We start from the raw sequence: 19,770 nt of genomic DNA, 5'->3' as shown, positions 1-19,770 counted from the left end.
CATGGGGACGTTTGATCGCGAGCGCGCCGAAGCCGCGGTGCGTGAACTGCTGATTGCGGTGGGTGAGGACCCGGACCGCGAGGGTCTTGTGGAGACCCCGGCGCGTGTGGCGCGGGCCTACGAGGAGGTTTTTGCCGGCCTGCACCAGGATCCGACGACGCAGCTGGAGAAGACGTTTTCTGAAAACCACCGCGAGCTGGTGCTGGTGCGTGACATCCCGATCTACTCCACGTGTGAGCACCACCTGGTGCCGTTTTACGGCAAGGCGCACATTGGCTACATTCCGGGCAAGGACGGCAAGGTCACGGGCCTGTCCAAGCTCGCACGCTTGGCGGATCTGTACGCGAAGCGCCCGCAGGTCCAAGAGCGCCTGACCGCGCAGATTGCGGATGCGCTGGTGGAGAAACTCGATGCTTCTGCCGTGATTGTGGTCATTGAGTGCGAGCACCTGTGCATGGCTATGCGTGGCATCCGTAAACCGGGCGCGGTGACCACCACCAGTGCGGTGCGTGGCGGGTTCCAGAACAATGCGGCCTCGCGCGCAGAGGTCATGAGCCTGATTAGGAGCTAGCTTGTGACTGTTCAACGTCGCGTCACGCTTGCAGACATCACTGCGCCGGGGCGCACCACCGTGATGGGGATTGTGAATGTCACGGAGGATTCCTTCTCGGACGGCGGGCAGTTCCTCGCCCCTGAGGCCGCGCTTGCGCATGCGCGTGAGTTGGTGGCACAGGGGGCTGACATTATCGACGTCGGCGCCGAATCCACCCGACCCGGCGCCGTGCGTGTGCCTGCCGAGGTGGAAGCCCAGCGCGTGCGCGAGGTGATCTCGCTGCTGAGCCAGGAGGGGATCAAAACCTCCGTGGACACCATGCGTGCCGCCACCGCCCTGGCCGCCGCTGAGGTCGGCACGCACCTGATTAATGACGTCTCCGGTGGCTTGGCGGATCCGGACATGTACCGGGTGATGGCTGACACTGGCTTGCCGGTGTGTCTGATGCACTGGCGCGCCGCCCGCTTCGAAAGTGCCTCGGGTGCCGCCGACCACGGCGGAGACGTGGTGCGCGACGTACACGAGGTGCTCAAGCAAGTCACCGACAACGCGATCGCCGCGGGCGTTGACCCGGCGCAGATCACGGTGGACCCGGGCCTGGGCTTTGCCAAGACCGCGGAGGACAACTGGGCGTTGCTGCATGCGCTGCCGGAGTTCATTGCGGGTGACTATCCGGTGTTGGTGGGGGCGTCGAGAAAGCGGTTCCTCACCGCCATTCGTGCAGACCGCGGCCTGCAGCACGGGCCGGTAGACGCCGACCCGGCCACCGCCGCCGTGACCGCACTGTCCGCGCACCTGGGGGCGTGGTGCGTGCGCGTGCACGAGGTGGCGGTGTCGCGGGATGCGGTGGATGTTGCTGCAGCTTGGCAGCGCGGTGCTAAGCAGGAAGATCAAGCTTATGGCTGACCGGATTGAGCTCAAAGGCCTGACATTCCACGCCAACCACGGCGTGTTGGCACACGAAACCGAGTTTGGCCAGGCGTTTTCCTTAGACATCACCTGCTGGTTGGAGTTTTCAGAGGCCGCGCGTGACGACGACCTAACGAAAACCGTCAACTACGCCGAACTCGCCGAGACCGCACTGGCCATTGCCACCGGCACGCCGCGCCAGTTGATTGAGACCGTGGTGGTGGAGATCGCAGAGACCGCCATGTGCACCTACAACGTGCTGCACGCCATCGAGGTCACCCTGCACAAGCCGCACGCGCCGATCCCCGCGGTGTTCGAGGACGTTGCCGTGGTTGCCCGCCGCTCCCGGAAACGGATGTGACCGCCATGCGCGCAGTGTTATCCGCCGGATCAAACATGGGTGATGCGCGTGCACACCTGCGCGCGGTTGTTGATGAGTTTGCAGGCGAGCTCGTTGCCGCTAGCTCTATCTACGCCACCGCGCCCTGGGGCAAAACCGACCAGCCGGACTTTCTCAACCAGAGCCTGCTGGTGGAGGTTGACCAAACCCCGCTTGAGCTTTTGCAGCGCTGCCAGCGCCTGGAAAACGACGCCCAACGCGTCCGCGAGGAACGCTGGGGGCCGCGCACCCTGGACGTGGACATCATCTGGATCGAGGGCTACACCTCCGACGACCCGGTGCTCACCGTCCCGCATCCGCGCGCTCATTTACGACGCTTCGTTCTCCAACCGTGGTTGGAAATTGATCCGGATGGGCAGTTGCACGGGGCGTACATAAGCGAACTGCTCCAAGGCCTGGAAGAGCAAGGGGTGCGCAAACTGTGAAGCGGACCTCGATTGCGGGCCTGTTCGGTGCGGCGCTGTTTACCGCGGCCGCCGCGCTGATTCTGGTGCGCCGATTCTATGGCCTGCTGGAGTCTTTGAGCCTGGTTGTGCCCATGAGCTTGTGGATTGTGGCGCTGGCCTGCGCGTTTTTTGCCTGGGTGGTGAAGAAGCGCCGCGAAGACGGCCAGGTGGGACTTGACCGCAGCCAGATCAACCCGATGATGGTGGCCAACCTGATGCTGCTGGGCAAGGCAAGCGCGTGGACCGGGGCCGTCTTCGGCGGGGCGTATGTGGGCGCGCTGGTGTACGTGGTGCCCAAGCTTTCGGTGTTGACGGCGGCGGCGCAGGACTTTCCGTCGCTACTGTCGGGTGCTTTGGGCGGGCTGGCGCTTGCGGTGGCTGGTGTAGTGCTGGAACGGGCTTGTGAGGTGTCGCCACCTTCACAAGGAGAGCAAGCCAGCTAAGGTAAACGACATGACTGACCACAGCACCGAACGCAGCCCGAAAAGCAGTTCCGGAAACCTTTGGGTTGTTGTCCCGTTTGTGCTTGCCGTCATTGGCACCGTGGTCATGCTGTTTACAAACTCCGCCAACGCGCTGAAGATCGCGCTGATCTTCGCACTGTGGGCGGCGGTTGCAGGAATTATGGTGATTGACCGGACGCGTCGTGACCGCGACGCCGCCCTGGCCACCGCCGCCACCCGCGAAGCCGAGCTTGCGCAGGCCCGCAGCCAGCTCGAAGCCCAGGCAGAGGAGCACGCAACCGCCCAGGCAACCGGCCAGGTGCCCGCAACCGTCACCGGTTCTGCCGAGGCGCACCTGCAGGCATCCGATCTGGCCGTGCTGCGTGAGTTGCAGGAGGAGATCAAGGCGCTTCGCTCCCAACTGGAGGAGCTGCGCGGCCAAGTCTTCGAGTACGAGCCGGCCGCGGTGCGCGCCTCTGCACGCCGCATCCAGGAGATCGAGGAGCCGAAACCGGCGGAGCCTGTTGCGCCGTCTGCACCGGCGGAGCCTGTTGAGCCTGCTGCTCCTGTTGCTTCGCGACCGGGCCCGTCGAGCGATGAGACCACCCGCATTGCCAAGGTCAACGTGCCGGAAGAACCCCGCGAGCAGACTCATGCGCAGGCCCGCCCGCAGCGCACCCGCCCGGCAGGCGCACCGTCGGCCGCAGCGATTTCTGGCCGCATCGGCCAGCAGCCGACCTACGAGCACCCGAACCCGCTGTCCACACTGATCAGCGAGCGCACCCGCGAACAAGAGGCTGCACAAGAAGCTGTGCAGCCGGAGCCGGTGGTCAAGCCGGTGCCGACCCCGGAGCCGGAGCCAACCCCGGAACCCGTACAGCCCGAGCCCGAGCCGCAGCAGGAACCGGAAGTACAGCAGGAACCGGAAGTACAGCCCGAGCCGCAGCCTCAGCAGGAGGAGGCGCCGCGTAGGGGTGGGCGTAGGCGTCGTGACGAGCACACGAACGCCATCTCTGTTGCCGAACTTCTGGCCCGCCGCGCCCAGAACGCCCAGAGCGAGCAGAACAAACCAGAGCAGGATAGCTAGCCCGTGCCGCCTCGTTTAGTGGTCGGTTCCGTTTTCGGCCACACCCCGTTAACGAACGCGTTGGAGCGCGCCGGGCACACCATCATCCCGATCGATGCAGACGATGATCCGGGCGCCATTGTGCACGTTGACCTTGTGGTTTTGGATGGTGGGGTGGGTCAGGTGCGGTGGGGCGTCGAGAAGCTTGAAGCTCACGCGCGGCCGCAGCAGATGTTTTTGCACACCGCGCTGGAGGCTGGGGCGCAGCTGTTGGATGATGTGGAGACCGCTCATGCGATTGTGATGTGTGCGCACAATGTGTTCGGCGATGTGTGGGTGACGTCCGCGGCCGATGAGCTGGGTGAATCCGTCCTTGGGTTGCTGGTTGCGGAGCTTGGCGGCATCAACATCCCCATCGCGGACACGGCGCGCCCCGCCCTTGTTGCGGCGCAGCGCCTGCGGGCTTTGGAGCACATTTTGCGTATCGACGCCCACGCTCTCACCACCACCGCCTCCCCCGACATCGCCGCTTTGGAGGAGCAGTTTTTCAGCGCCCCACGCGGCCCGCTCGAAGACTTAACCCCCGCTGAGCTGGACCGGATCGCCGACGCGATCGCGGACCCGGGGGTGCGGAGGTTGTACGTGGACGTGGAGCGCAGATACGCTGAGCAGGCCCAAGCCACCGACGCGGAGCTGTGGGCGTACGCGAAATACGAGGGAACAATATAAATGGCGTTTGAACCAGGCCAAGCCGTAGTAGTCACCGATGAGGCGCATCTGGCGCAGTACGGGCGCGCGTTTCGCAAGATTGGTAAGAAGATCGCGCTGGTGGTGATCAACAGTGACGTCACCGGCGCGCACGTTGAGCTGATCCGCGCGGCCAAATCGCTGCTTGGCGCGTACACGTTCGTGGTGTTCCGCGGGGCGGAAGTGCCCGAGGTGTTCGCGCGCGAGGAGGTGGACGTGGTGTTCCACGGCCCGCTTGCCGCCGAGGTTGCGGTTGCTACCGGCCTTGATCACCTGGAGCCGGCCGATGAGGTGGCGCGTGAGGTTGCCGCGATCTTGGCGGCGATCAACCTTTGCCACGCCACCGATTTGGTGATGGGGGAGAAGGACTTCGAGCTCCTGGTTGCCGTGCAGCGCGCCGTGTCGGCCCTGCGTATGGAGGTGCTCTTACACTCCCTGCCCACCGTCCGCCACCCGGATGGCCTTGCCATCAGCGTGCGCAATGGGCTTTTGCTTAGCGACGCCCACCGCGAAGCCGCCCTCGCACTTTCCGCAGCCTTAACCGCCGGAGCCCATGCGGCGGAACACGGTGCGGACGTGGTGTTGGAGACCGCCCGCGGTATCTTTGCAGCCGCCGGTGTGGAGCCTGTCTACCTGGAGCTTCGTGATCTTGGTTTCCGCCCCGCCCCCGAAACCGGCGACGTCCGCCTGCTCGCCGCTATCGACGTGGACGGCGTGCACCTGATTGACAACGTCGGCCTGCCGTTGGGCGTGGGCTTCAAGTACACCGGCCAGGAGTAGTGGTTGGGCGTAGGTGGCTGGGCGTAGGTGGCTGGGCGTAGGTAGTGCTGGGGTGCGCTACACTCGCTTGCATGTCTGCGCCCCAACTCGCCGCACTGCTGAATGAACGCTACGGCTTCGCGTTTGCCGCCGACCGGATTGTGGAGGTCGGCCGCACGAGTGGCTCCACGCTGTTTGAGGCGAGCAATGACGAGGGGGCTGCGGTCCAGGTTGAGCTGTTTGACACCGCGGAGGTGCGCGGCATTGGTGGCGACGTAGATTCGTTGGACGCCGAGCTGGAGAAAATCGCAGCACCCGGCGCGTTTCGCCCCCGGCACGCGGGCGTGACCGAGGACGGTCAGTTTTATGTGCTGCGTGAGGCAACCGTCGGTACGCCGCTGCGCGACCTGATCCTGGAGAAGCACGACGCGGGCCAGACCTTCACCAACGAGGAGGCGCGCGACCTGCTAACCGCTGCCGCCGAGGCCGTTGACGCCTACAACGCAGCTGGCTACCCGGGCTTTTTGGCGCGTTCCATCAACGCGGACCAGCTGCTGGTGCAGCCTTCGTGGTCTGAGGTGCCGGTCAAGCTTGCGCTTGTGGGGCCGAGCGTTGACCTGGCGACCACCGAGGACAACCTGCACGATTTTTGGAACGTGGTTGCCCAGGTGACCAGCCAGCCGGTGGATGAACAGGCGGCGGCCCGCCACGCCACCGCGGCGGGTTACCTGCAGGAGGTCACCTCGGTTGAGAAGCCTGAATCCTCTGAGCTGCCGGCGGAGGCGTCCGCTGCCGTGGCGCCGCGCCCGCAGGATGGTTACCGCAAGCCGCCGGAGCCGTACCCGTCTGGTTACACGCCGCCGTCCACCCCCGTAAACGCGCAGCGCAACCCGTGGCCGTGGGTTATTGGTGCGTTGGCTGCGGCGCTTGTGGTCATGCTGGTGGCGTGGTTTGTTACCACGCAGCGTGGCCAGGAGTGGACCGCGGCGGAGCAGGAGATTGCGCAGGCGTACCCGGGGGTCGTCGCAAAGAAAGGCGGCAAGCGCGGCTGGCAGGGGCTGGAGTGCGAGTCTGCCGCACCCGATGTCGGCCAGGAGGCCAAGATCCGCTGTGCGGGTGAGGAGCTGGGTGTTTCGGTGGCGAAGTACCCAACCCAGGCCGCGCGTGACCAGGACTTGCCGGGCGAGGAATACGCCACCGTGCTGGGCTCTGGCGAGTGCATGATTGCGGACTATGAGATTCCGGAGGCCTACCCGCAGGCGTTTGCCATGGCGCCGTATGACAAGGGCCAATTCCTGTTCATTGTGAACGGCTACCAGGCGGAAGAGATGCGTCTGGATCTGCCGGTGTGTGAGTAATCGCTGCGGGCGACTAGCATGGTCATCCGTGACTAAGCAGACGACTTCGCAAGCAGAGCAACCAGTAAACGGCCAGGACCTTTCGGAGCAGCAGCGCATCCGCCGCGCCAAGCGCCAGAAGCTGATTGATGAGGGCCGTGAGGCCTACCCCGTTGAGGTGCAGCGCACCACGAGCCTGCGTGATTTGCGCGCGAAGTACCAGGTCGTGCCCGAGGGTGAGGGCGATGGCGTGACCCGCCTGGAGGCTGGCCAGGAGACCCAGGACGTGGTGTCGGTTGCCGGCCGCGTTATGTTCCAGCGCAACACCGGCAAGCTGTGCTTTGCCACCCTGCAAGAGGGTGACGGTACGCAGCTGCAGGTCATGCTGTCGCTTGCAGAGGTTGGCGAGGACGCGCTGGCCAGCTGGAAGGCAGACACAGACCTGGGCGACATTGTTTCGGTAACCGGGCGCATTATTGCTTCTCGACGCGGCGAGCTCTCCGTCCAAGCACAGTCCTGGCACATGGCGTCGAAGGCGCTTCGCCCGCTGCCGGTGGCCTTTGCGGACATGAATGAAGAGCAGCGTGTGCGCCACCGCTACACGGACCTGATCATGCGCGAGGCTGCCCGCAACAACGCGATGACCCGCATCAAGGTCATTGCTGCTGTGCGTAAGTTCCTCACGGGCCACGACTTTGTTGAGGTGGAGACGCCGATGCTGCAGACACTGCACGGCGGCGCTGCCGCTCGCCCGTTCATCACGCGTTCCAACGCGTTGGATATGGACCTTTACCTGCGCATCGCGCCGGAGCTGTACCTGAAGCGTTGCGTTGTTGGTGGCATTGAGCGCGTCTTTGAGCTCAACCGCAACTTCCGCAACGAGGGCATTGACTCCTCGCACTCGCCGGAGTTCACCATGCTGGAGACCTACCAGGCGTGGGGCACCTACAAGGACGGCGCGAAGACCATGAAGGATCTTGTGCAGTTCTGTGCGCAGGAGGTCTTCGGCTCCACGACGGTCACGCTTGCCGACGGCACCGAGTACGACCTCGGCGGCGAGTGGAAGGTCATGGAAATGTACCCCTCTTTAAACGAGGCTTTGCAGCGCCAGTTCCCGGGCCAGCCTGAGGTGACGGTGGATTCCTCCGTTGAGGAGCTCATGGGCATTGCTGAGGTTATTGGTCTGAAGGTGCCGAAGGATGAGGGCTGGCTGCACGGCAAGCTTGTCGAGGAAATCTGGGAGCACCTCTGCTCCGACCAGCTCTACGAGCCGACGTTCGTGATCAACTTCCCGGTAGAGACCTCGCCGCTGACCCGCGACCACCGCGAGCAGCGCGGCGTGACCGAGAAGTTCGACCTTTACGTCCGCGGCTTCGAGCTGGCTACTGGCTACTCCGAGCTGGTTGACCCGGTGATCCAGCGCGAGCGTTTCGAGGACCAGGCACGCCTTGCCGCCCACGGCGACGAAGAGGCCATGGTGCTTGATGAGAACTTCTTGGCCGCCATGGAGCAGGGCATGCCACCGACCGCCGGCTGCGGCATGGGCGTGGACCGCCTGCTGATGGCCCTGACCGGCCTGGGCATCCGCGAGACCGTGCTCTTCCCGCTGGTCAAGCCGGAAGCGAACTAGAATCCAACTAGAAGCAAACTCGGTTTTGCTCGCGCGGAGCCCGGCTTTTGTGTCTCGGCCTGGGGTTTTGTAAATGTCGTCTAGCAGGCTGCGTGTACTGCTAGACGACATTGTATTTTCGCCCCTTTTCGCCAAAACGCGACCTGCGGAAACAGCGGGGAAAAGTTTTATCGTCTAGCAGCATCTCGCATACTGCTAGACCACATTGCAATCTGCCCGGGTTTGGCTCCCAGCTGCCTGGGGCGTTGGGGGAAATCGTCGAAAAGCAATGTGTGCTAGGAGTTAGGTAACCCTTCCTAGCAGACATCGCTTTTTCGCCCTCTGCAAGCAAGAGGCGACCTGCGAAAATGTTGGGCCGAGAACTTTATCTGCTAGTAGGTAAGAGACCCTTCCTAGCAGACATTGCTAGCAGACATTGCAAATGGGACTGGCGTGCGTGCGTTAGGATTCGCGCATGCGCTCTCACGGGATCTTTACGTTCGTCGCCGCCGCTGGGCTGGCTGCCGGCCTAGTGGCGTGCACACCCACAGTAGTGCAGGAGATCGCGGAGCCGACCCCGCTGTTCACCTCGGTCGAAGCTATGCCCGCAGAAACCCCCACAGCAACGCCAACAGAGAAGCCAACAGAAAAGCCGTCATCCCCGCCGGTGTGCGACAACGCGTTGCTGCCCACGAACTCGGTAGGTATGCAGCACAAGTTCTTCGATTGTGAGGGTGGTTTTGCGTACGCGGGTGTGCCGTCGTCAGACGAGTTCAGCTTCCTGCGGTGGGATGGCAACCAGTGGGGGCCTTTGCTTGCCGACGGCCACGTCGAAGACACCAAATGGGGCGAAGCCCCCTGCTGGGACACTGCACACATGCGTGACATTGGGGTGCCGGAGACCATTTTGGTGAAGATGCGCAAGTGTCCAAGCGGTAAGACCGGTTTTGATGAGTTCTTTGAAACCGCGCCGAAGGGGGACCCGTCGAGTCCGTACATCACGCTGGTCAATCTTGGTGAGGCCGGTGAGGCCGCCAGCTACCCCGCCTGCGATGGCCGCAACATTTTGATCCTGGATTCGGTGATTGACAATGAGCCGGATACTGCGCACAGGATTGCAAGGCAGGTGTTGGCGGTGCACCCGTCGGGTAGGAGTGTGAAGTTTACGGTGCCGGGGCGGTGTGCGTCGTTACGCGGGCAGCTCGATGGGGACGATATTTACCCGGTGTATCTGGATTTTTTGTCCGATGTTGATGAGATGTGTCGGGCGAAGGCGCAGTACGGTGGTAATGGTCGCGTGTTGGTTGACCGCGCTGAGTACTTTGATCCCTGTTAGGGATGAACCGTGAGGATTGGATGATGGCCCACTACAACCTGTATGACTCGCTTCGTCTTGATCGGGCGAAAGACCCGGCCGCGTTGGCCCAGGAGATTGACCAGCGGATTCAGTCTGGCAACACGTGGAACCCGGGCGGGTTGGAGGAATTGCAGGTGGCGCGTGCGGTGCTGGGGGATCCTTATCGACGTTCAGCGTACGACCAACGTTTAAACGACCCGAACGCGCCGGCGATGACGCCGGATTCCCTGCGCCAGCTGGCCCACACGAACATGGGTGGGAGCGTGGATTCGGGCGTGGATTCGGGCGTGACTGCATCACGGCCTGCGCAGAAACCGGCAGAGAAACCTGCAGTTGCTGAGCCGTTGACGGGCCGACCGTATCAGTATGGGCCGAGTAGGCAGACGTCGTCGATCCAGCAGCCAGCAACACAAGTACCGCAGCAGCAGAAGTACCCGACGGAGCCGATCCCGAAGGTGGAGGAAGGCCAAGCGTCTGACAAGAAGAAGCGCCCGGTGTGGCCGATCGCTGCTGCGGCGGTGGCCCTGGTTGCGATTGTGGGCGGCGGCTTGTGGTGGTTCGCGGGCCGGGACACTGCACAGGGCTCGCCGTGGGAGCAGCCGTACGCGATGGTTGCGGAGGACTTTCCGCAGATCATCGCCGCCAACGATGGCGGCCGCGGCATCGACGGCTTGCCGTGTTCCTCGCGTGAGCTCAGCAATGGTGAGACGGCGAAGATCCGCTGCGCCAACGACAAGCTTGGCATCACGGTGATCCAGTACGCCTCGGAGGCAGAGCGCGACACAGCGATCCCGGCTAGCGAGCCAGTGGAGCACTACGGCAACGAGACCTGCGAGTTCACCTCCGCCGAGATCCCCGGGCAGTCTTTCGAGGCCTATTACATGGCGCCGAACAGTCACTGGAGTAACTACCTGATTCTGGTCAACGGCGAGGGCGCGGCGGACCTGCGCGTACGTCTGCCGATCTGCTAGCAGCCGAGAGAAACCATGGTTACGCTGCGCGGCATCAGTGTCTGTCCGGGGTTTGTGGCGGCACCGGTTGTGCGGGTGTCGCAGCCGGTGGGCGTGGATCCAAACGAGCCTCCTTCGACGGACCCGCAAACCGACGGCCAGCGGATTCGTGAGACCTTGGAGGCGGTTGCGGCGTCGGTAAGGGCGGTAGGGGACGGGCCGCACACAAGCATGCTGGAAGCTACCGCAGCCTTGGCCACGGACCGGGCGCTGATCAAGGCGATTGACAAGGAGCTGGCGAGCGGCGCAGGTGTCACCGCCGCTGTGGCAGGTGCCGTGGAGGTGTACGCGGAAAAGCTGCGTAAGCTGGGCGGATACTTCGCGGAGCGGGTGGTGGATCTTTACGACATTCGGGATCGTGCGATCGCACGCCTCCAAGGTCTGCCGGAGCCGGGGGCGCCGCATCTTGATCGCCCGAGCATCATCGTTGCGTACGATTTGGCGCCGTCGCAGACCGCCGCGCTGGATCCGGCGCTGGTCGCGGGCATTGTCACCGAGGCAGGTGGGCCGACCTCCCACACTGCGATCCTCGCGGCCCAGCTCGGGATTCCTGCGGTGGTGCAGGTCAGGGGCATTTTGCTTACCGACGCCCACCGCATCTCCCTCCACGCCACCACCGGCGAAGTGCACGTCAACCCCACACCCGCGGAAGCCGCTGGCTTGGAGGCAGCCGCGCGGGAGGCAGCCGCGCGGGAGGAAGCAGCGACTGAGGCTGCAGCGGTTGCAGCCGGGCCGGGCAGCATTTCCGGCCAGATTCGAAACGGCCAGACCAGCGACGGTCACCCGGTGAAGCTCATGGCCAACATCGGCAGCGCTGCGGAGATGGAAGGGCTCGACGCGGAGGGCGTGGGGCTTTTCCGGACTGAGTTTCTCTTCCTGGATCGCGATGACGCGCCGGGCCTGCAAGAGCAGACCGATCAGTACGTTGCTGTGTTGAAAGCGGCGGCCGGGCGCCGGGTGGTCGTGCGCACGTTGGACGCGGGGGCGGACAAGCCGCTGCGGTTCGCGCCTGGGCAAGCGCCCACGCCAGCGCCTGGGCAAGCGCCTCCACAAGCAGAGGCAAACCCGGCGCTCGGGGTGCGGGGAATCCGCATGTCGCAGCGGTACCCGGAGCTTATGGACACCCAGCTTGAGGCGCTTGCGAACGCCGCCGAACAGGTTCCAGGTTCGGAGCTGTGGGTGATGGCGCCGATGGTGGTGTCGGCAGATGAGGCCCGCTGGTTCGCGCAGCGCGCCCGCGCCCACGGGCTGCCCAACGTGGGCGTGATGATTGAAACTCCGGCGGCTGCGATCATGGCCGAGGAGATCCTGGAGGAGGTGGATTTCGCCTCCATTGGCACTAATGACCTGGCGCAATACGTGATGGCAGCCGACAGGATGCATGGCGAACTCGGCGCGTTGCAGGACCCGTGGCAGCCGGCGGTGCTGAGGATGGTTCGGGGGGTGGTGCGGGTGGGCGTCGTGAAGAAAAAGCCCATCGGGGTGTGCGGTGAGGCTGCGGGCGATCCGGCGCTTGCGAAGGTGTTGGTGGGGATGGGTGTGAGCTCCCTGTCCATGGCAAACGTGAAGATTCCGGCGGTGCACGCCGCGCTGCGCCAATGCAGTCTGGAGGAGTGTCAGCAGGCGGCTGCTGAATAAAAACCTGCCGCATACTTTCAAAATGAACAAAACGGTCTAGGGTTTTCCTCTAGAAACTGAACCAAGCTGTTCATTATGAAAGGATTGACCATGTCAGAAGCCACGCTTCCAATCATCTCCTACGCAAAGCTTGCCGCCGGAGATACGGAAGAAATGGACAGACTGCGCCAAGTTACCCACGAGATCGGGTTTTTCTACCTGGCGGACCACGGTGTGGACGAAGCGCTTCGCGACACCGTAATTAGCAAGTCCAAAGAGTTTTTCGCGCTACCGCTGGAGCAAAAGAACGAGATCTCCAACCTGAACAACCGCCACTACCGCGGCTACTCCTGCCTGGGGGATGAGCGCACGCAGAACAAAGTCGACTGGCGCGAGCAGCTGGATTACTCCTTCGACCTGCCTGCGCCCGATGAGGCGGAGTACAAAGAGCGCCCGTGGCGCGTGGTTGAGGGGCCGAACCCGTGGCCGGCGCAGGTGCCGGAGCTGAAGGGCGCCGTGAATGGTTATATCGAGCACCTCACGGGTGTTGCGCAGAACATTATTCGCGCGTGGTCGCAGGCGCTTGGCCAGGACCCAGGGGTGTTTGATGGGCAGTTTGCAAACCCGTTCCCGCTGCTGAAGCTGGTGCGTTACCCCGCGGTTGAGCACAACGAGGCCACCCAGGGTGTTGGCGCGCACAAGGATTCGGGCGTGATCACGCTGCTGTACATTGAGCCGGATTCCTCTGGCCTGCAGGTGGAGACGGACAACGGTTGGATTGACGTCCAACCCATCCCGAACACGTACGTGGTCAACATTGGTGAGCTGCTGGAACGCGCCACGGATGGCTATCTTGTGGCTACGCGCCACCGCGTCCTGCCTACGGCGAAGGGGTCGGAGCGCTACTCCTTCCCGTTTTTCCTGACGCCGAATCTTGACACGGTGCTGCCCACGCTTGAGCTGCCGGACTCGCGGGGTGTTGGCCAGGACATGCAGGGCCAGCAGATTTATGAGAACTCGGGCCTGAACACCTTGAAGTCCCGCTTGCGCGCGCATCCCGAGACCACAGCGAAATTCAACCAAGCTATTGCCGATCAATTCCAGGAGCTGTAAATGAGCCTTCTTGCTTTTCGACGCCACATCGCAACCGCCCTCACCACCACCGCCGTCATCTTCACCACCGCGGCGTGTGCCTCTTCGCCTTCTGACTCGGCGGGGGAGGCAGCCGGCGACGGTGCTTCATCTGAGGCGCTGACTATCCTTGCCTCCCCGGTGCCGCACTTGGAGATTCTGGAGCACTTAGACGAGGTCAATGACTCGTTCACGCTGGATGTCAAGACCGTCACGGATGTGTCGGCGGCGAATATGGCTGTTGCTGATGGTTCGGCGGATGCGAACTTCTTCCAGCACGTGCCGTACCTGCGTGACTGGGAGGACCAGACCGGCAAGCAGCTGGTCAATTTGGCCGGAGTGCACTTGGAGCCGACGTCGATGTACTCGGAGAAGATCACTTCCGCGGACCAGATCCCGGACGGTGCGGACATTGTGGTGCCGTCGAGTCCGTCCAACCTCGCCCGGGGCTTGCTGCTGTTGGAGAAGAACGGGCTGATTACGTTGGATGCGGATTTGGATCCGGAGGCGGTGACGTCGATAAGCCTGCTGTCCATAAAGGACAACCCGCGCAACCTGAACATCGTGCCGGTGGAGGACCTGATGGTGCTGCAGTCGATTCGTGACACCAACGTCTACGGCGTCATCGCAGCGTCCTCACTTGCCTTGGAGTCCGGCTATGACCCGGTGGATGACGCGGTGCTTTCAGAGTCCCCGGAGAACAACCCGTACGTCAACGTGTTTGTGGCCAGCCAGGAGTCCGCGGATGATCCGCGCGTGAAGGCCGTGGCCGAGGCGTTGCAGTCTAAAGAAACTGCTGACTGGATCCGCGAGAAGTACGGCAACGCTGTGCTGCCGGTGAACTAGGAACATGGGTGTTCGCTACGGGCGAACATTGCCATCTACCTGCGTAAATGCCCCACACTGCCCGAAATGCAGGGAAGAAGTGTGGGGCTTAGCCGTTATGGTGTGAGAACGACTATTTAGGGAATCTGTTTTAAGAAGGGGTCGCCACATGTTTGAGCGGTTTACTGATCGCGCTCGTCGCGTCATCGTTCTTGCCCAAGAGGAGGCGCGCGCGCTGAATCACAATTACATGGGCACCGAACACATCCTGCTTGGCCTGATTAAAGAGGGCGAGGGTGTTGCCGCCAAGGCTTTAGAGTCCATGGGCATCAATCTTGATGACGTACGCAATGAAGTCATCGAGATCATCGGCCACGGCACCCAGCCGGTTACTGGCCACATCCCATTTACCCCGCGTGCCAAGAAGGTCCTGGAGCTCTCCCTGCGTGAGGGCCTGCAGATGGGGCACAAGTACATCGGCACCGAGTTCCTGCTGCTGGGCCTGATCCGTGAGGGCGAAGGTGTAGCAGCGCAGGTGCTGATTAAGCTGGGCGCGGACCTGCCGCGTGTGCGCCAGCAGGTTATCCAGCTTTTGAGCGGCTACGAGGGCGGCGAGGCCCAGAACCCGGAGGCCCCGACGTCGGCGCCCGGTTCCCCGGCTGCTGCCGGCCCGGGCCCGCGCGGGCAGGGCGAGCGCTCCAACTCGCTGGTGCTTGACCAGTTTGGCCGCAACCTCACCGCAGCTGCCAAGGAAGGCAAGCTGGACCCGGTGGTGGGCCGTGACAAGGAAATTGAGCGCATCATGCAGGTGCTCTCCCGCCGTACGAAGAACAACCCGGTGCTGATCGGTGAGCCGGGTGTGGGTAAGACCGCCGTTGTGGAGGGCTTGGCGCTCGACATTGCTAACGGCAAGGTCCCGGAGACCCTGCGCGATAAGCAGGTGTACTCCCTGGACCTGGGCTCTTTGGTTGCGGGCTCTCGTTACCGCGGTGACTTTGAGGAGCGCCTGAAGAAGGTGCTCAAGGAGATCAACCAGCGCGGCGACATCATCCTGTTTATTGATGAGATCCACACGCTTGTTGGCGCGGGTGCGGCGGAAGGTGCGATTGACGCGGCGTCGTTACTCAAGCCCAAGCTTGCCCGCGGTGAGCTGCAGACCATCGGTGCCACCACCCTGGATGAGTACCGCAAGCACATTGAGAAGGATGCGGCGCTGGAGCGTCGCTTCCAGCCGGTGCAGGTAGATGAGCCGTCGGTGGAAGACACCATCACCATTTTGAAGGGCCTGCGCGACCGCTACGAGGCGCACCACCGCGTGTCCTACACAGACGATGCGCTCAAGGCTGCGGCGAACCTGGCGGATCGCTACATCAATGACCGCTTCCTGCCGGATAAGGCCGTGGACCTGCTGGATGAGGCAGGTGCGCGCATGCGTATTAAGCGCATGACGGCGCCGGAGGGTCTGCGCGAGGTGGATGACCGCATCGCTGAGGTGCGCCGCGAGAAGGAAGCCGCGATTGACGCACAGGACTTTGAAAAGGCCGCTGGCCTGCGCGACACCGAGCGCAAGCTGGGCGAAGAGCGCGCGGAGAAGGAAAAGAAGTGGCGCTCCGACGACCTGGAGGACATCGCTGAGGTTGGTGAGGACCAGATTGCAGAGGTCCTGGCTAACTGGACCGGCATCCCGGTGTTCAAGCTGACGGAGTCCGAGTCTTCGCGCCTGCTCAACATGGAGGGCGAGCTGCACAAGCGCATCATCGGGCAGGACGAAGCGGTGCGTGCTGTGTCTCGTTCCATCCGCCGTACCCGTGCGGGCCTGAAGGACCCGAAGCGTCCGAGCGGTTCGTTCATCTTCGCCGGCCCGTCCGGTGTGGGTAAGACGGAGCTGTCCAAGGCGCTGGCTGAGTTCCTGTTCGGTGATGAGGATTCGCTGGTGCAGGTGGACATGGGTGAGTTCCATGACCGCTTCACCGCCTCGCGCCTCTTCGGTGCCCCTCCGGGGTACGTGGGTTACGAGGAGGGCGGCCAGCTCACCGAGAAGGTGCGCCGCAAGCCGTTCTCGGTCGTGCTTTTCGACGAAATCGAGAAAGCCCACAAGGAGATCTACAACACGCTGCTCCAGGTGCTGGAAGAAGGCCACGTCACCGACGGCCAAGGCCGCATGGTGGACTTCAAGAACACTGTGCTGATCTTCACCTCCAACCTGGGCACCGGCGACATCTCCAAGGCTGTGGGCTTGGGCTTTACCGGCAGCACGGCCACGGATGCGGATGCGCAGTACGAGCGCATGAAGAACAAGGTGCACGATGAGCTGAAGAAGCACTTCCGCCCCGAGTTCCTCAACCGTATCGATGAGATTGTGGTCTTCCGCCAGCTCACCCAGGAAGAGATTGTGCAGATGGTTGATCTGCTCATCGCCCGAGTGGACAAGAACCTGGCTGCTCAGGACATGGGCATCGAGCTTACGGACGCTGCGAAGAACCTCCTGGCCAAGCGCGGCTTCGACCCGGTGCTGGGTGCTCGTCCTTTGCGACGCACCATCCAACGCGAAGTCGAGGACATCCTGTCCGAGAAGATCCTCTTCGGCGAGATCGGTGCGGGTGAGATCATTACTGTCGACGTCGACGGCGACATCGACGCCGACGAGAAGAGCGCAAAGCTGACGTTCACCCCGCGTCCGCGCCCGCTGCCGGCCGAGACGTTTGACGAGGCCGACATCGAGCTGGAGAGCGAAGTCCGCGAGATCGACCCGTCCCGCGTCGAGCCGGAAAGCCCGGCCTCCGAGTTCCCGGACGAGACTGACCAGGGCGGCGGGTTTGAGGATGAGCCGGCAGGCACCGTCCTAGACAAGGACCTGAACACGGACAACGCTGCTGACTTCGACAACGGTGAGGGCCACGACAACGGCACCGACGCCGACAACGGCACCGAAAACGGTGACTCCGATGGCTACAGTGACGGTGAGGACGGCGAAGACGGCCCGAGCGGCCGCGGCCCGATGGAGCCGGCATAAGCGCCAGCCGGCCCAGCCGGTCTAACCTAACCAGCCGTAGCGCTAGAGCTGCGGCAGCTGCGGCAGCGGCGGGATCATCCCCAGCCACTGCTGCGGCACCATCGCCAACCACTCGCTGGGGATGAGGCCTAGGTTGTAGGCGGCCCAGCCGCCCAACCCGACAATCCCTGCCACCGCTGCGAGCACGCCGAGGGCAACGGCGGTCTGCTCCACAGAGTTCAGCTCATCGGTGAGCTCCACCGGGGTTTCTTCACCAGGGCAGACCTGGGTAAATTTCTTGCCCGCCATGCGATCGTCTAACCAGGTGATCGCATTTTTCGTCTCCAACACAAGTGGTGCGGCGTGTCCGCTGACTGGCACCCTCTTTGCTGGGAAGGAGGACGCGTCACTTGATGCGGTAAACAGCGGCATCGAATCCGTACCCGGCACTAGTACCTTGCGGTACTCAACTGGGGCGCCAACCGTGCAGTAGTCGCTCGCAAGCTGGGTGGCCTGCGGTTCCGGCACCATGTCATCATCCGGGTTGGTCAGCACCATGATAGGCGCGGAGGTGCCCACGCGGCCAAGGACGTTGTGGTCGAGGACGTTGAAGATGCGAGCATCAGTCCGCGCGGCCTCCGCGAGTGTCTTGCCGGTTTTGGTGTAGGCGGAAAACGGCTTGGTTACCACCCGGGGGCCGTCCAGTACGCAGGCGTTGGCCAGCTCTTTGAGCATTTCTCGGCCTTCGTCGGTCAACAGCTCATCGATGGCTTCCTTGAACTCCGGGTAGGTTTCGGAGTAGCTGATCGCGCCGAAGCCGGCGACGGTGGTGATGAGGTCCACGCTGGCGTCTTCAATCACGCGCAGCGGATCCGCCGGGGGAGCGCCCGCGAACGTGCCAACAACGTTGAGCTCCGGGGCGTATTCCCCGACCAATTCGGCTGCTGCAGCTGCCGCACCGCCGCCTTGGGAGTAGCCCCAGAACGCGACTTTTTCGTCGGGTTTGGATACGTGGCGTGCGGCGTCGATAAGCGCATGGCCCTGATCAATCCTGTTCAGATACGTGTGTACCTTCGCCGAGCCGCGATCGCCCAAGCCCATGTAATCCGTGACCACCACGCGGTAGCCTGCCTTGTTCAGCAGGCGCACCACCGGCGCCTCATAGTTCACATTCACCGAGCTGCCCGTGATGGAGGAAAACCCGTCCTTCGGTGCACTCGGAGCACAATGCTTGCCGACGCCCCTCGTACCCGGCGCCAACGCCACCAACCCCTTCGCATTGTCAACATCAAACACGGCGCCACTGACACGCACGGTTTCGCCCAGCTCGTTGACCGAGTCGTACACGATGCGCTCACCGGTGCGGCGCTCACCAACACTGGAGAGCACCCCGGCCGCCGAGGAACCAAACGATGACAATGATGAGAGGGACTCAGCGCTGAGATCCTGTGCATGCGCCGGTGCGGCGGAGACGGCGGGGACGGAAACAAGCGGGACGACAAGCGTGGTCGCGACTAGCGACTTCAGGAAACGAGACATGCACAAAGTGTAAGCTTCTGCGCATGGGTCTTCAGTATCGGAAACGGCACAAGGTTGGCAAGAACGTCTGGATTAACCAGACCGGCACCGGCGCTTCGATGTCTACCAAGGTCGGGCCGGTGACGTTCAACTCCCGCGGCGGCGTGTGGATCAAGCTGCCCGGCGGCATGACCTACCGCGGCAGGTGGAAGTAGCCGCGTTCGTTTTGGACGGCCAAGCCGTCTTCGAGCAGGGAGTACAACGCTCGCGATCGTTGTGCATCGTCGGGCCACACCACGTCGATGTCGGATTGGGGGACGGGGCCAGGGGCGTCGCGAAGCACGCGCATGATCTTGCCGCGGACCTGCCTGTCGGTGCCCGCAAACTTCTGTGAGGGCGCCTTCACAAACGTCTTGGGGTAGCCGCGCTCGCGCCACAAACACTGACTAACTGGGCATGCCTCGCAGACGGGTTTGGTTTTGCAGACCAGCGCGCCGAGTTCGATAAGCCCTTCGGAGAACACGGGCCCTTGCTCGGGCGGCAGCAGCTCGGTGGCGTCGGCGATTTCGGATTTGCGGGGTTTCTGATTTTCCTGCCCAAGCACCACACGCGCGTGGACGCGGCGCACATTGGTGTCCACAACCGCCACGTTCTGCCCGTATGCAAATGCGGCGACAGCGCGCGCGGTGTACTCACCAATTCCGGGAAGAGCCAGCAGCTTATCGACGCCACGCGGAACCACCCCGCCGCATTCATCCACAATGACCTGCGCACACTCCTTGAGGCGAAGTGCACGGCGGGGATACCCCAGAGACCCCCAGGCGCGTAGGACGTCGGCAGTACTGGCGGCGGCAAACGCTTCGGGCGTGGGCCAGCGGTGCATCCAGTCCACCCAGATGGGTGCGACGCGCTCAACTTGGGTTTGGTGGCTCATCACTTCACTGACCAACACGCCCCACGGGGTGGTCGATTCATTGCGCCACGGCAGGTCGCGGGCGTTGTCGGAATACCAGTGGATGATTTCGTCTTGCAGGCTCACAATGAGTGCAAC

The 19,770-nt window shown here is 63.3% G+C and carries 19 protein-coding genes; 17 read left to right on the top strand and 2 right to left on the bottom strand.

The window, feature by feature from the left end; all coding sequences use genetic code 11:
* Position 1 precedes the first annotated feature (1 nt).
* From folE to HMPREF3104_RS04275, 16 genes are all read left to right on the top strand, one after another.
* Positions 2-571: a GTP cyclohydrolase I FolE gene (gene folE / locus HMPREF3104_RS04350; protein ID WP_070494544.1), complete on the top strand. Its 570-nt coding sequence runs from the start codon at positions 2-4 to the stop codon at positions 569-571.
* A 63-nt stretch (positions 572-634) separates the two neighbouring features.
* Positions 635-1,459: a dihydropteroate synthase gene (gene folP / locus HMPREF3104_RS04345; protein WP_070494552.1), complete on the top strand. Its 825-nt coding sequence runs from the start codon at positions 635-637 to the stop codon at positions 1,457-1,459.
* The gene (gene folB / locus HMPREF3104_RS04340; protein ID WP_070494543.1) at positions 1,452-1,823 is read left to right on the top strand and encodes a dihydroneopterin aldolase; all 372 of its coding nucleotides are present in this window, start codon (positions 1,452-1,454) and stop codon (positions 1,821-1,823) included. Before folP ends, folB begins: the two co-directional genes overlap by 8 nt.
* A gap of 5 nt (positions 1,824-1,828) precedes the next feature.
* Positions 1,829-2,287, top strand: a complete 459-nt coding sequence (gene folK, locus HMPREF3104_RS04335) for a 2-amino-4-hydroxy-6-hydroxymethyldihydropteridine diphosphokinase (RefSeq protein ID WP_070494551.1) — start codon at positions 1,829-1,831, stop codon at positions 2,285-2,287.
* Positions 2,284-2,751 carry a DUF3180 domain-containing protein gene (locus tag HMPREF3104_RS04330; RefSeq protein WP_070494542.1) on the top strand — a complete coding sequence of 156 codons (468 nt, stop codon included), beginning with the start codon at positions 2,284-2,286 and terminating at the stop codon, positions 2,749-2,751. The genes folK and HMPREF3104_RS04330 overlap by 4 nt, the downstream gene beginning before the upstream one ends.
* Before the next feature lie 10 nt (positions 2,752-2,761).
* Positions 2,762-3,838 (top strand): DUF6779 domain-containing protein, encoded by a 1,077-nt coding sequence (locus HMPREF3104_RS04325; protein WP_070494541.1) that lies wholly within the window; start codon positions 2,762-2,764, stop codon positions 3,836-3,838.
* A gap of 3 nt (positions 3,839-3,841) precedes the next feature.
* Positions 3,842-4,546, top strand: coding sequence for a 6PGD fold domain-containing protein (locus HMPREF3104_RS04320; protein WP_141738123.1), 705 nt, complete (start codon positions 3,842-3,844; stop codon positions 4,544-4,546).
* Positions 4,547-5,344, top strand: a complete 798-nt coding sequence (locus tag HMPREF3104_RS04315) for a pantoate--beta-alanine ligase (RefSeq protein WP_070494539.1) — start codon at positions 4,547-4,549, stop codon at positions 5,342-5,344.
* Positions 5,345-5,415: 71 nt separating this feature from the next.
* A complete protein-coding gene (locus tag HMPREF3104_RS04310) occupies positions 5,416-6,681 on the top strand; it encodes a hypothetical protein (protein WP_070494538.1) in 1,266 nt (421 codons plus the stop codon).
* Positions 6,682-6,709: 28 nt separating this feature from the next.
* Complete coding sequence (gene lysS / locus HMPREF3104_RS04305) at positions 6,710-8,290, top strand: lysine--tRNA ligase (protein WP_052206136.1); 1,581 nt, start codon at positions 6,710-6,712, stop codon at positions 8,288-8,290.
* A 454-nt stretch (positions 8,291-8,744) separates the two neighbouring features.
* The gene (locus HMPREF3104_RS04300; protein ID WP_070494537.1) at positions 8,745-9,605 is read left to right on the top strand and encodes a hypothetical protein; all 861 of its coding nucleotides are present in this window, start codon (positions 8,745-8,747) and stop codon (positions 9,603-9,605) included.
* A 2-nt stretch (positions 9,606-9,607) separates the two neighbouring features.
* Positions 9,608-10,597, top strand: coding sequence for a hypothetical protein (locus HMPREF3104_RS04295; RefSeq protein ID WP_070494536.1), 990 nt, complete (start codon positions 9,608-9,610; stop codon positions 10,595-10,597).
* A gap of 15 nt (positions 10,598-10,612) precedes the next feature.
* Positions 10,613-12,274: a phosphoenolpyruvate--protein phosphotransferase gene (locus HMPREF3104_RS04290; RefSeq protein ID WP_070494535.1), complete on the top strand. Its 1,662-nt coding sequence runs from the start codon at positions 10,613-10,615 to the stop codon at positions 12,272-12,274.
* A gap of 90 nt (positions 12,275-12,364) precedes the next feature.
* Positions 12,365-13,366: an isopenicillin N synthase family dioxygenase gene (locus tag HMPREF3104_RS04285; protein WP_070494534.1), complete on the top strand. Its 1,002-nt coding sequence runs from the start codon at positions 12,365-12,367 to the stop codon at positions 13,364-13,366.
* Positions 13,367-14,230 (top strand): MetQ/NlpA family ABC transporter substrate-binding protein, encoded by an 864-nt coding sequence (locus HMPREF3104_RS04280; RefSeq protein ID WP_070494533.1) that lies wholly within the window; start codon positions 13,367-13,369, stop codon positions 14,228-14,230. It begins immediately after the preceding gene.
* A gap of 148 nt (positions 14,231-14,378) precedes the next feature.
* Positions 14,379-17,222: an ATP-dependent Clp protease ATP-binding subunit gene (locus HMPREF3104_RS04275; protein WP_083278925.1), complete on the top strand. Its 2,844-nt coding sequence runs from the start codon at positions 14,379-14,381 to the stop codon at positions 17,220-17,222.
* Positions 17,223-17,264: 42 nt separating this feature from the next.
* On the opposite strand, the gene HMPREF3104_RS04270 is transcribed toward HMPREF3104_RS04275, so the two are convergent.
* The gene (locus HMPREF3104_RS04270; protein ID WP_070494532.1) at positions 17,265-18,740 is read right to left on the bottom strand and encodes an alpha/beta fold hydrolase; all 1,476 of its coding nucleotides are present in this window, start codon (positions 18,738-18,740) and stop codon (positions 17,265-17,267) included.
* 23 nt (positions 18,741-18,763) lie between these two features.
* Here HMPREF3104_RS04270 and HMPREF3104_RS12265 point away from each other — a divergent pair, with 23 nt between their 5' ends.
* Positions 18,764-18,934, top strand: coding sequence for a DUF4236 domain-containing protein (locus HMPREF3104_RS12265; RefSeq protein ID WP_141738122.1), 171 nt, complete (start codon positions 18,764-18,766; stop codon positions 18,932-18,934).
* Here HMPREF3104_RS12265 and HMPREF3104_RS04265 read toward each other — a convergent pair.
* Positions 18,913-19,758, bottom strand: a complete 846-nt coding sequence (locus HMPREF3104_RS04265; RefSeq protein WP_070494531.1) for an HhH-GPD family protein — start codon at positions 19,756-19,758, stop codon at positions 18,913-18,915. The two genes, HMPREF3104_RS12265 and HMPREF3104_RS04265, sit on opposite strands and share 22 nt — an antisense overlap.
* Positions 19,759-19,770 lie beyond the last annotated feature (12 nt).

It is taken from the genome of Corynebacterium sp. HMSC30G07 (assembly GCF_001806945.1).
Classification (GTDB): domain Bacteria; phylum Actinomycetota; class Actinomycetes; order Mycobacteriales; family Mycobacteriaceae; genus Corynebacterium; species Corynebacterium riegelii.
The sequence above is the reverse complement of the archived record's forward strand: the minus strand, read 5'-3'. Positions and strand labels throughout refer to the sequence as shown.

Coding starts and splice junctions, on each gene's coding strand:
- folE (WP_070494544.1), top strand. CDS start 2: ATGGGGACGTTTGATCGCGAGCGCGCCGAAGCCGCGGTGCGTGAACTG.
- folP (WP_070494552.1), top strand. CDS start 635: ATGGGGATTGTGAATGTCACGGAGGATTCCTTCTCGGACGGCGGGCAG.
- folB (WP_070494543.1), top strand. CDS start 1,452: ATGGCTGACCGGATTGAGCTCAAAGGCCTGACATTCCACGCCAACCAC.
- folK (WP_070494551.1), top strand. CDS start 1,829: ATGCGCGCAGTGTTATCCGCCGGATCAAACATGGGTGATGCGCGTGCA.
- HMPREF3104_RS04325 (WP_070494541.1), top strand. CDS start 2,762: ATGACTGACCACAGCACCGAACGCAGCCCGAAAAGCAGTTCCGGAAAC.
- HMPREF3104_RS04315 (WP_070494539.1), top strand. CDS start 4,547: ATGGCGTTTGAACCAGGCCAAGCCGTAGTAGTCACCGATGAGGCGCAT.
- HMPREF3104_RS04310 (WP_070494538.1), top strand. CDS start 5,416: ATGTCTGCGCCCCAACTCGCCGCACTGCTGAATGAACGCTACGGCTTC.
- HMPREF3104_RS04300 (WP_070494537.1), top strand. CDS start 8,745: ATGCGCTCTCACGGGATCTTTACGTTCGTCGCCGCCGCTGGGCTGGCT.
- HMPREF3104_RS04295 (WP_070494536.1), top strand. CDS start 9,608: ATGAACCGTGAGGATTGGATGATGGCCCACTACAACCTGTATGACTCG.
- HMPREF3104_RS04290 (WP_070494535.1), top strand. CDS start 10,613: ATGGTTACGCTGCGCGGCATCAGTGTCTGTCCGGGGTTTGTGGCGGCA.
- HMPREF3104_RS04285 (WP_070494534.1), top strand. CDS start 12,365: ATGTCAGAAGCCACGCTTCCAATCATCTCCTACGCAAAGCTTGCCGCC.
- HMPREF3104_RS04280 (WP_070494533.1), top strand. CDS start 13,367: ATGAGCCTTCTTGCTTTTCGACGCCACATCGCAACCGCCCTCACCACC.
- HMPREF3104_RS04275 (WP_083278925.1), top strand. CDS start 14,379: ATGTTTGAGCGGTTTACTGATCGCGCTCGTCGCGTCATCGTTCTTGCC.
- HMPREF3104_RS04270 (WP_070494532.1), bottom strand. CDS start 18,740: ATGTCTCGTTTCCTGAAGTCGCTAGTCGCGACCACGCTTGTCGTCCCG.
- HMPREF3104_RS12265 (WP_141738122.1), top strand. CDS start 18,764: ATGGGTCTTCAGTATCGGAAACGGCACAAGGTTGGCAAGAACGTCTGG.